Origin of the sequence: Anaerostipes sp. CAG:276 (genome assembly GCF_000432215.1) — a bacterium.
In the GTDB taxonomy this organism is placed as follows: domain Bacteria; phylum Bacillota; class Clostridia; order Lachnospirales; family Lachnospiraceae; genus Anaerostipes; species Anaerostipes caccae.
This window is the reverse complement of sequence record NZ_FR889193.1, coordinates 16,939-27,029: the sequence shown is the minus strand read 5'-3', so window position 1 is coordinate 27,029 and position 10,091 is coordinate 16,939. Positions and strand designations below refer to the sequence as shown.

Annotated in this window: 8 protein-coding genes; 6 read left to right on the top strand and 2 right to left on the bottom strand. The window is 44.5% G+C overall.

What is annotated here, in order from left to right; all coding sequences use genetic code 11:
• The first annotated feature begins 118 nt into the window (after positions 1-118).
• The 3 genes from QVP35_RS09755 to ppdK all read left to right on the top strand — a co-directional run bounded on the left by QVP35_RS09755 (position 119) and on the right by ppdK (position 3,697).
• Entirely contained in the window at positions 119-256 is a 138-nt protein-coding gene (locus QVP35_RS09755) for a hypothetical protein (RefSeq protein WP_022261103.1), read from the top strand.
• A gap of 38 nt (positions 257-294) precedes the next feature.
• Positions 295-882, top strand: a complete 588-nt coding sequence (locus QVP35_RS09750) for a DUF975 family protein (protein WP_009288949.1) — start codon at positions 295-297, stop codon at positions 880-882.
• A 190-nt stretch (positions 883-1,072) separates the two neighbouring features.
• Positions 1,073-3,697: a pyruvate, phosphate dikinase gene (gene ppdK, locus QVP35_RS09745; protein WP_009288948.1), complete on the top strand. Its 2,625-nt coding sequence runs from the start codon at positions 1,073-1,075 to the stop codon at positions 3,695-3,697.
• A 55-nt stretch (positions 3,698-3,752) separates the two neighbouring features.
• Here the strand turns inward: ppdK and QVP35_RS16720 are convergent, their stop codons facing one another.
• A complete protein-coding gene (locus QVP35_RS16720) occupies positions 3,753-4,193 on the bottom strand; it encodes a M23 family metallopeptidase (RefSeq protein ID WP_256129243.1) in 441 nt (146 codons plus the stop codon).
• A 483-nt stretch (positions 4,194-4,676) separates the two neighbouring features.
• Positions 4,677-5,945, bottom strand: a complete 1,269-nt coding sequence (locus tag QVP35_RS09735) for an MFS transporter (protein WP_022261101.1) — start codon at positions 5,943-5,945, stop codon at positions 4,677-4,679.
• Positions 5,946-6,359: 414 nt separating this feature from the next.
• Here QVP35_RS09735 and eno point away from each other — a divergent pair, with 414 nt between their 5' ends.
• The 3 genes from eno (at position 6,360) to QVP35_RS09720 (ending at position 10,028) form a co-directional block, all read left to right on the top strand.
• The gene (gene eno / locus QVP35_RS09730) at positions 6,360-7,643 is read left to right on the top strand and encodes a phosphopyruvate hydratase (protein WP_006566048.1); all 1,284 of its coding nucleotides are present in this window, start codon (positions 6,360-6,362) and stop codon (positions 7,641-7,643) included.
• A 150-nt stretch (positions 7,644-7,793) separates the two neighbouring features.
• Entirely contained in the window at positions 7,794-8,357 is a 564-nt protein-coding gene (gene ahpC / locus QVP35_RS09725) for an alkyl hydroperoxide reductase subunit C (RefSeq protein WP_006566047.1), read from the top strand.
• Between the two features lie 12 nt (positions 8,358-8,369).
• Positions 8,370-10,028 carry an FAD-dependent oxidoreductase gene (locus tag QVP35_RS09720; protein WP_207706053.1) on the top strand — a complete coding sequence of 553 codons (1,659 nt, stop codon included), beginning with the start codon at positions 8,370-8,372 and terminating at the stop codon, positions 10,026-10,028.
• Positions 10,029-10,091 lie beyond the last annotated feature (63 nt).

Here is a 10,091-nt window from a genome sequence, read left to right as displayed (position 1 = left end):
TGTCCATTTTCTACACGATTGGAGTGAGTCATTCTAAGAGCCGAACGGAAATCGCGTGGAAAATGTCATACTATTTAATGTAACTTTCACATAAGATGACAAGAAAAGGAGGACTAATATGTGGTGGACAAGAACTGAATTAAAAGAGAGGGCAAAAGAATCGATCAGGAGAAACTACTGGATTATGGTGGTGGTAGGGCTGATCGCAGGCATCATTAGCGGACAGATTGGGGGAATGTATCTTACAATAGTTTAAAAACCGAGCTGAGGGAATCCGGATGGAATGGGGAAAACATGGATTTCTTCACGAGCACTCAATTTTTGATGATCGTGTCGGCGGCGATTGGAATTCTTATGGTTCTTTTTATAGGATTTACGCTGCTTAAAATCTTTCTGGGCAATCCTCTTCTGGTAGGATGCAGCCGTTTCTTTCTGGAAAACAGTGACAGAAAAGCTAGATTTGGATTAGTTGGAACTGTTTTTCAGAGCGGGAATTATCTGAATGTTGTGCTGACAATGTTTCTGAGAAAGTTGTTTACAGTGTTGTGGAGTCTTCTGTTGCTGATACCGGGACTTGTAAAGTCTTATTCCTATTCAATGATTCCGTATATACTGGCGGAAAATCCTTCGATTTCAAGGAGAAGAGCTTTTGAGATAAGCAGAAAGATGATGGACGGACAGAAGCTGAACGCTTTCTTTTTAGATTTATCTTTTATCGGATGGATTATTCTCTCCACTCTTACCTGCGGGGTTTTGGATATATTTTATGTGGTGCCTTACCGGCAGGCAACATGGGCAGAGTTTTATAAAGTTAATCGCCAACAGGCGCTTCAGAACGGGACTGCTACACCGGAAGAATTGCAGGGCTTTCCATTTTATTAATATTTCACGAAAGATAAAACAAAATAATTGAGAAAAACATGTCGATTTAGAGAAAATAAATAGTTTTCTTAATAGAATGTAAAATTTATTGTTAAAAACGTATAAAAATAATTAACAAATAATTTGTTTTGTGGTACAATTAGTCCAACGACATACACTGTTACAACATACTATTTTAGGAGGTATAGACATGTCAACAAAATGGGTTTATCAATTTAACGAGGGCAATGCAGAAATGAGAAACCTCTTGGGCGGCAAAGGTGCCAACCTGGCAGAGATGACAGGACTTGGTCTTCCGATTCCTCAGGGGTTTACGGTGACGACAGAAGCATGTACCAATTACTATGACTGCGGTGAAAACATCAGTGATGAGGTACAGGGACAGATTTTCGATGCGATGAAAGCATTGGAAAATATTCAGGGGAAGGAATTCGGAGACTTAGAAGACCCGCTGTTGGTTTCTGTACGTTCCGGGGCCAGAGTATCTATGCCTGGTATGATGGACACGATTTTGAACCTAGGTCTGAATGACGTAGCTGTGGAAGGATTTGCAAAGAAGACCGGCAACCCACGGTTTGCTTATGATTCTTACCGCAGATTTATCCAGATGTTCGCAGATGTTGTAAAAGAAGTGGACAAAGCTAAATTTGAAGCGGTCCTTGACGAGATGAAGGAAGACAAGGGAGCAAAGTTTGATACAGATTTAACCGCAGATGACCTGAAAGAAGTCATCGTGCGATACAAAGAGATTTATAAGAGTGAGTTAGGGGAAGATTTCCCGCAGGAGCCGAAAGAACAGCTGTTGGAAGCGATCAAAGCCGTTTTCCGTTCCTGGGATAATCCTCGTGCTATTTATTACAGAAGAATGAACGATATCCCTGGAGACTGGGGTACTGCAGTAAATGTGCAGACCATGGTATTCGGAAATATGGGAGATACATCAGGAACCGGTGTAGCATTTACAAGAAATCCATCCACCGGTGAAAAACAGATCTATGGAGAGTACCTCATCAATGCACAGGGAGAGGACGTAGTGGCAGGTGTGCGTACTCCGCAGCCGATCACCAGACTGAAAGAAGACCTTCCGGACTGCTATGAGCAGTTTATGCAGATCGCCAAGACTCTGGAAGACCATTACCGCGATATGCAGGATATGGAGTTTACCATTCAGGAAGGCAAGCTTTATTTCTTACAGACCAGAAACGGTAAGAGAACTGCACCGGCAGCACTTCGTATTGCCTGTGAACTCGTAGATGAAGGTATGATCACAAAAGAGGAAGCCGTTTCAAGGATTGAGGCAAAAGCCTTGGATCAGCTATTACATCCGCGCTTTGATCCGGAAGCAATCAAAGCTGCCGTTCCGATCGGGGAAGCACTTCCTGCATCACCGGGAGCTGCAACTGGTAAGGTTTACTTTACTGCTGAGACTGCAAAACTTCATCATGAAGCCGGAGAGAAAGTTATCCTTGTCCGCTTGGAGACATCACCGGAAGATATCGAAGGTATGCATGCGGCTGAAGGTATCCTGACAGCCCGCGGAGGCATGACATCCCATGCGGCCGTTGTTGCCCGCGGTATGGGTACAGCCTGCGTAGCAGGATGCGGTGATATTCAGTTAGACGAAGAAAAAGGACTGTTCACCCTGGGAGGAAAGACTGTCCGTGAGGGAGATTATATTTCCATCGACGGATCTACCGGTAAAGTTTACTATGGAGAGATCCGCACGATCCCTGCAACCATCAGCGGAAACTTTGACCGCATTATGACATGGGCAGATGAGATCCGTACATTAAAGGTACGCACCAACGCCGATACACCGGCAGATGCACTGAACGCAGTTAAGTTTGGGGCAGAGGGAATCGGACTTTGCCGTACAGAGCATATGTTCTTTGATGCAGAAAGAATTCCGAAGATCCGCCGTATGATCTTATCAAGGACTAAAGAGGCGAGAGAGATCGCTCTGAACCAGCTGATTCCATATCAGAAGAAAGACTTCAAAGAACTCTACGAGGTTATGGAAGGAAAACCGGTTACTATCCGTTTCTTAGATCCGCCTCTGCATGAGTTCCTGCCTACGACACTGGAAGAGATTTCAGCACTGGCAAAAGATATGAATGTAACAGTAGAAGAGATCAATATGACACGTGCATCTTTGCATGAGTTTAATCCTATGATGGGACATCGCGGATGCCGTCTGGCTGTCACCTATCCTGAAATCGCCAAGATGCAGACAAGAGCGGTTATGGAAGCTGCCATCGAAGTAAAACAGGAAAAAGGATTCGACATTGTTCCTGAGATCATGATTCCTCTCGTAGGAGAGAAGAAAGAGCTCCAATTTGTCAAAAATGTTGTTGTTGAGACAGCAGAGAAAGTAAAAGCTTATTATGAGTCAGATATCAATTACCACATTGGTACAATGATTGAAATACCTCGTGCAGCTCTTCTGGCAAATGAAATCGCAGAAGAAGCCGAGTTCTTCTCCTTCGGTACCAATGACCTGACACAGATGACTTTCGGATTCTCACGTGATGACGCAGGTAAGTTCCTGGAAGCTTACTACGACAACAAGATCTACGAGTCAGATCCGTTTGCGAAACTGGATCAGGACGGAGTCGGACAGCTGATCGCTATGGCAGCTGAGAAGGGCAGATCAACCCGTCCGGATATCAAACTTGGTATCTGCGGAGAGCACGGAGGAGATCCTGCATCCGTTGAATTCTGCCACAGGGTTGGATTAAATTATGTATCATGCAGCCCATACCGTGTGCCGATCGCAAGACTTGCAGCAGCACAGGCAGCACTGAATGATAAATAAAATTACCAGATAAAATAAAAATTCCTTGAGCAAACGCTCAAGGAATTTTTTTACGTTAAATATTTTTTACTAACAGTCCCCTATGTATACAGCCTTTTCTCAGATCCTCTTTTTTAGGCAGAGGCCGTGTATCCATTAGACTGTATTTCGAATAAATTTTAGTCTGAATATGAGAAAAACGAAGAGGCAGACCAAGGCAGGAATAGAAACCAGCAGTGGATTGTATCTGAAAATGAACGTGAGGTTCTGTCGTATTGCCGGAGTTGCCGCACTTGGCAATAACATCACCTCTTTTTACCGTTTGTCCTTTCTGTACTTTTATACTCCCAGGCATAAGATGACAGATTGCACTGTATTCATTTGGAGTATGTTTTAAAATAATCCGGTTGCCGCCAATATCAGTAGTATCCGGATCCGTCTGCCCAGTGTCCATGATGCGGCAGTCGGGGAAGTTGTTTTTTGTTGAAACAACGATACCGTCCGCAGGAGCAAGTATATTTTTTCCGTAGCAGTAATAACTGTGCAGATCCTTTTTGTTTCCGCAGAAGCTTTCACTTTTATCATCTACAATAATAAAATCATAGGCGAACCGCTGTGGAAGAATTTCCTATCACCGCCATTTGCGGTGTACCATTCACCGTCAAAGGGCAGGGAATACTTTATTCCGGAAACATAATCATCAATGTGTTCAATAATTTTGTTTCTGTATTTTACTGTAGCATAAATTAACCCGGTTACTTGCAGTACAATCTGACTCAGAAAACGTATATTCATGTAATTTTCTCCGTTATATTTCATTGATGTGTGTCTGAAGATTTTTAGAAGAATCTTTCACTCCACACCTGAATACTAAAAGTTCAGCAATTATAAAATTCACAGCACTGGCTCCTTTCATTGGCTTTATACCATTTAAAATAAGTATATCAGAGTAAGTGTCAAAAAGGAACCGCTGCTTCAGTGTTTCCATTTCCCTGGGATATCAGTGCTTCTCTCTCCAGGAAGGACACCCCTCATTTGTACAGCGCTTTTTCCAGCCGACAGTTATGCAGACGGCGGCAAAGACCAGCAGGCAGATCATTCCTATGAGGACTGTCCGGTAGCTGCCGGAAAGATCATAGATAAATCCGTAGGCAGGGACCAGCACAATGGAGGCAATCGGGGCGCCCATAGAAATTTTGGCAAATATCTTTTCATAATCGGTCTGCCCATAAAATTTGAGGGTAAGGATTGGAGCCAAGACCATGATGCCGGAAGTCACCAGACCGTGGAGAAAGGTTGAAACGGCAAAGACCGCAAAGCTCTGCTGGCTGAACAAAAATCCAGTCTCTGCTGCGAGTCCGACTGCGATCATTCCATAGCAGGTTTTCAGACTGCCGATCCGGTCACTTATCATTCCGATGGCAATGGAGCCGATGGCACTTCCGATGGAGGCATAGGCAAGCGCTACCCCGGTTTTTCTGACACTATAACCGAGCATGGAACCATAGGTAGGAATATGCTGGGTAAAGACGCCGATCCCGGTAATAGCAATCATAAAGAACAGTAGCAGATAAAAAGACGCCGAGTGCAGAGCCGCAGCTTCGGATATCTCAAGCTGGTCTTTTTTTATTTGACCGGGAGCAGTATCTTCTGACGCAGATTCAGCACCTAACGGAAGAAGGTGTTTGTCTCCAGGTTTATTTTTCAGGAGGACCAGAGAAGTGATGACAACGACAGCAAATGTGATGCCTCCGATAAAAAAATATCCGGTTCTCCAGCCGTACTGTGTAATGATATCGGACGTGACCGGCTGCAGTACTGCCCCGAAAAGTCCTACGAATGCCATCTGGATTCCGAGCATAGTTCCTGCATTTTTTGCAAACCATCTGTTTATAAGAATTGGACCTAAAAGATTTACTAAGATTGTGGCGCCCATGGCATGGGGAATGGCTAAAAGATACCAGCCGTAAACGCTGTTCAGAAAACCAAAAGAGGCAAAAGAGAGTGTTTGGAGCACTGCCCCTGCCAGGGCCATGAGTCGGATATCATATTTATTGATCAGCCGGCCTGCTGTGGGAAGCCATAAGACCATAACGACAGAAGTTATGCTCAAATAGATAGACAGACTTCCGATTCCCACGCCGATTTCTTTTGAGACCGGAGACAGGAAAAGTCCGGAAGTCATGTTGATGCCGCCGCCTGCAAAGCCCCTGATTAAAATAACAGCTGCTAATATAAACCATGCATAGTGCCATCTTGATTTTCTCATGTTAATTCCGTCCTTTTTTGTATTTAGTATTTATCAGAGCCATCTTTTTTATGCATACCCACGGGCACACTGCTTTTCATACCCTTCGCGCGATAAGGTATGTTTTTTTTCCATTATCTCCAGTCGGCTCTTAACAGGTCTCCTTCCGACAATAGAGAAAAACTATCGCAGGTGACACCTTTGATTTCTAAGCAGCCTGCTCCAGCAGATAATATGTCCATTTTCTACATGATTGGAGTGAGGCATTCTAAGAGCCGAACGGTAATCGTGTGGAAAATGTCCTATTGAGAATTATTCTGCTGTTTTAATCTTGAGTAATTGATAATAGTTTGATAAACTGATTTTAGTTAGTTCATACTAACTGAATAAATAATAGACATAGAGCAAAGTGAGATTCGGCAGAAAGGATACAGAATGAATTATTTAGAGATTGAGAAAGTCATCGGAAGAGAGATTATTGATTCCAGAGGGAATCCTACGGTAGAAGCTGAGGTATATCTGGCCGGCGGCGTGACAGGAAGGGGGACAGCCCCAAGCGGAGCTTCCACAGGTGAATTTGAAGCTCTTGAATTAAGGGATGGAGATAAGGGACGTTTTGGAGGAAAGGGAGTAACCAAAGCGGTCCAAAACATTAATACAGAGATCAGCGAAATCTTAAGCGGGATGGATGCTTCTGATATTTATGCTGTTGACAGGGCAATGATCGATGCAGACGGAACAAAAGATAAATCAAAGTTTGGTGCCAATGCGGTGCTCGCAGTGTCCATTGCATGTGCAAAAGCAGCGGCAGCGGCTCTGGGAGTTCCTCTGTACCGATTTTTGGGAGGCCTGAATGCAAACCGTCTTCCGGTGCCGATGATGAATATATTAAACGGCGGCGCCCATGCGGCAAATACAGTCGATGTGCAGGAATTTATGATTATGCCGGTGGGGGCAGAAAGTTTTCGTGAAGCTCTGCGCCAGTGTACGGAAGTGTTCCACGCGCTGGCAGGACTGCTCAAGTCAAAGGGACTGGCGACTTCCGTGGGAGATGAAGGAGGCTTTGCACCTGATCTTGCCAGCGATGAGGAAGCCATTGAATACATTTTAGAGGCAGTAAAATTGGCGGGGTACGAGCCAGGCAGAGACTTTGTGCTGGCAATGGACGCGGCTTCCAGCGAGTGGAAAGGGGAGAAAAAAGGAGAGTATATTCTCCCTAAGTGCAAGAGGAAGTTTGCTTCAGAAGAACTGGTCGCTCATTGGAAGTCTCTCTGTGAAAGATATCCGATCGTATCTATTGAGGACGGTTTAGATGAAGAGGACTGGGAGGGCTGGCAATATATGACCAGAGAGCTTGGAGATAAGATCCAGCTGGTAGGAGATGATCTGTTTGTAACAAATACAGAGCGTCTTAATAAAGGGATCAAAGAAAGATGCGGAAATTCTATTTTGATCAAACTAAACCAGATCGGCACTGTATCCGAAACGCTGGAAGCTATTAAAATGGCGCACAAGGCAGGGTATACAGCGGTTGTCTCTCATCGCTCAGGTGAGACAGAAGACACGACCATCGCAGATCTTGCAGTGGCATTGAATACCGGACAGATTAAGACAGGTGCGCCGAGCAGAAGTGAGAGAGTGGCAAAATATAACCAGCTGCTTAGGATTGAAGAAGAGCTGGGAGACAGTGCAGTCTATCCCGGTTTTACTACATTTTAAATAAAGCAGAATCATGGAAAGCAGAAAGAACATGCCTTTTAAGGTGATTTCTTTCTGCTTTTTAGTGCATAAAACCGTGTTTTTTAGGAAAGTTTAAGCAGTAAGAACAGAACCTGGGATAAAGCAATCAAATTAAAGGAGGACAATAAAATGTCATTAATAGGTCAGGAAGTAACAGATTTTAAAGTACAGTCTTATCAGGGAAATGAATTTAAAGAGGTAACAAAAGAAGATATTCTTGGAAAATGGTCTGTGTTCTTTTTCTATCCTGCAGATTTTACATTTGTATGCCCGACGGAACTGGAAGACTTGGCGAATAAATATGAAGATTTTAAAAAAGTGGGATGTGAAATTTACTCTGTGTCATGTGATACACATTTCGTACACAAGGCATGGCATGATGTGTCTAAGACAATTCAGAAGATCCAGTATCCGATGCTGGCGGACCCGACCGGATTGCTCGCAAGAGACTTTGATGTGATGATCGAAGAAAGCGGACTGGCAGAGAGGGGAAGCTTCATTGTGAATCCGGAAGGCAAAATCGTGGCTTATGAAGTCATTGCCGGTAATGTCGGAAGAAATGCGGAAGAGCTTTTTAGAAGAGTACAGGCATCCCAATTCGTAGCAGAACATGGAGATGAGGTTTGTCCAGCAAAATGGCAGCCGGGAGCAGAAACTTTAAAACCGAGTCTTGATCTGGTAGGTTTGATCTAAGAACAGATGTAAATGGAAGGTGATACGTTGAACGGAATTGATATGAAAAAACTCTATGACGGCATCATTATAGGCGGAGGTCCGGCAGGGCTTTCCGCCGCCATTTATCTTGCCAGGGCAAAATACCGTGTGCTGGTCATAGAAAAAGAAAAGATGGGCGGACAGATCACGATCACGTCGGAGGTGGTCAATTATCCGGGGGTTCCTGAAACTGACGGCAAAAGGCTTACGGAAAACATGAGACAGCAGGCCGAGTTTTTTGGTGCGGAATTTATGATGGCAGAAGTCAAAGAACTGAATCCGGACGGAGATATCAAAAAGGTTGTCACAGATAAGGGAACCTTTGAGACACTGGGAATCGTGCTGGCCACCGGCGCCAGTCCCAGAAAGATTGGATTTGAGGGAGAAATTAAATACCAGGGACGGGGTGTTGCCTATTGTGCCACCTGTGACGGAGAATTTTTTACGGGACTGGATGTGTTTGTCTTGGGAGGAGGCTTTGCCGCGGCAGAAGAGTCTGTATTCCTTACAAAATACGCAAATAAAGTCACGGTCATCGTCAGAGAAGAGGATTTTACTTGTGCAGCAGCCGTAGCGGACCAGGTCAAAAATCATCCTGGGATTGAAGTACACTATCAGACTGAGATCGTAGAGGCAGGAGGCGAGAGCACCCTTCAATATGCTGTATTCCAAAACAATGAAACCGGGGAAACATGGAAATATGAGCCGCCGGTAGGAAAAAGTTTCGGTATTTTTGTCTTTGCAGGATATGCACCAGCCACAGGACTTTTTAAAGATTTTCTGGAACTGAGCGAAGACGGTTATCTGGTGACAGATATGAACCAGAAAACAAGCAAAAACGGTATCTATGGCGCCGGAGATATCTGCGTGAAAAATTTAAGGCAGGTAGTGACTGCTGTATCTGACGGGGCAGTGGCCGCCACTTCACTGGAAAAATATTTATCCGGGATGTACGAAAAACTAAAACTCCCCGAACGTGAGATTTTCACACCGGAGAGAAGAAAACCCACGGATGTGCCGAAAGAGGAAATTCCGGAAACCGACGGATTTTTGACAGCAGAAATGAAACAGCAGCTGGCACCGGTATTTGAGAGACTTGAAAAAGACGTGGTGCTGAAATTTTATACCGATGACAGCCCGATTTCCAGGGAAGTGGAAGAGTTTGCCGGAGAGATGAAAGACCTGTCTCCTCATATCCGCTGTGAAGTGAACCCGGAAGGGGGAGAAAATATCGAACTCCCTGCAATCTGTATCTGCAGCGGCGACGGAACGTATCTTGGCACTGCATTCCACGGAGTTCCGGGAGGACATGAATTCAATTCTTTTATCATAGCGATTTATAATGCCGCCGGTCCCGGACAGGCTATCGATGAGGGACTGCTGGACCGCATTCGGAACATCAGCAGGAAGATCAGGATTCAGACTGTTGTGTCTCTGTCCTGCACGATGTGCCCGGAACTGGTCATGGCTGTACAGAGGATTGCACTGGAAAATCCCGATATCGAGGCAGATATTTACGATATGGCATATTTTCCATATCTGAAAGACAAGTATCAGATCATGAGCGTGCCGTGTATGATTGTGAATGAAAAAGATGTGTATTTCGGAAAGAAAAGTGTGGAAGAGATTCTTGGACTTTTGGAGAAGTAAAAGAATATACAATGAGGTGATACTTTGTACTTGAGGCCGGCGCAAGCTGGCCTTTTTTCTATC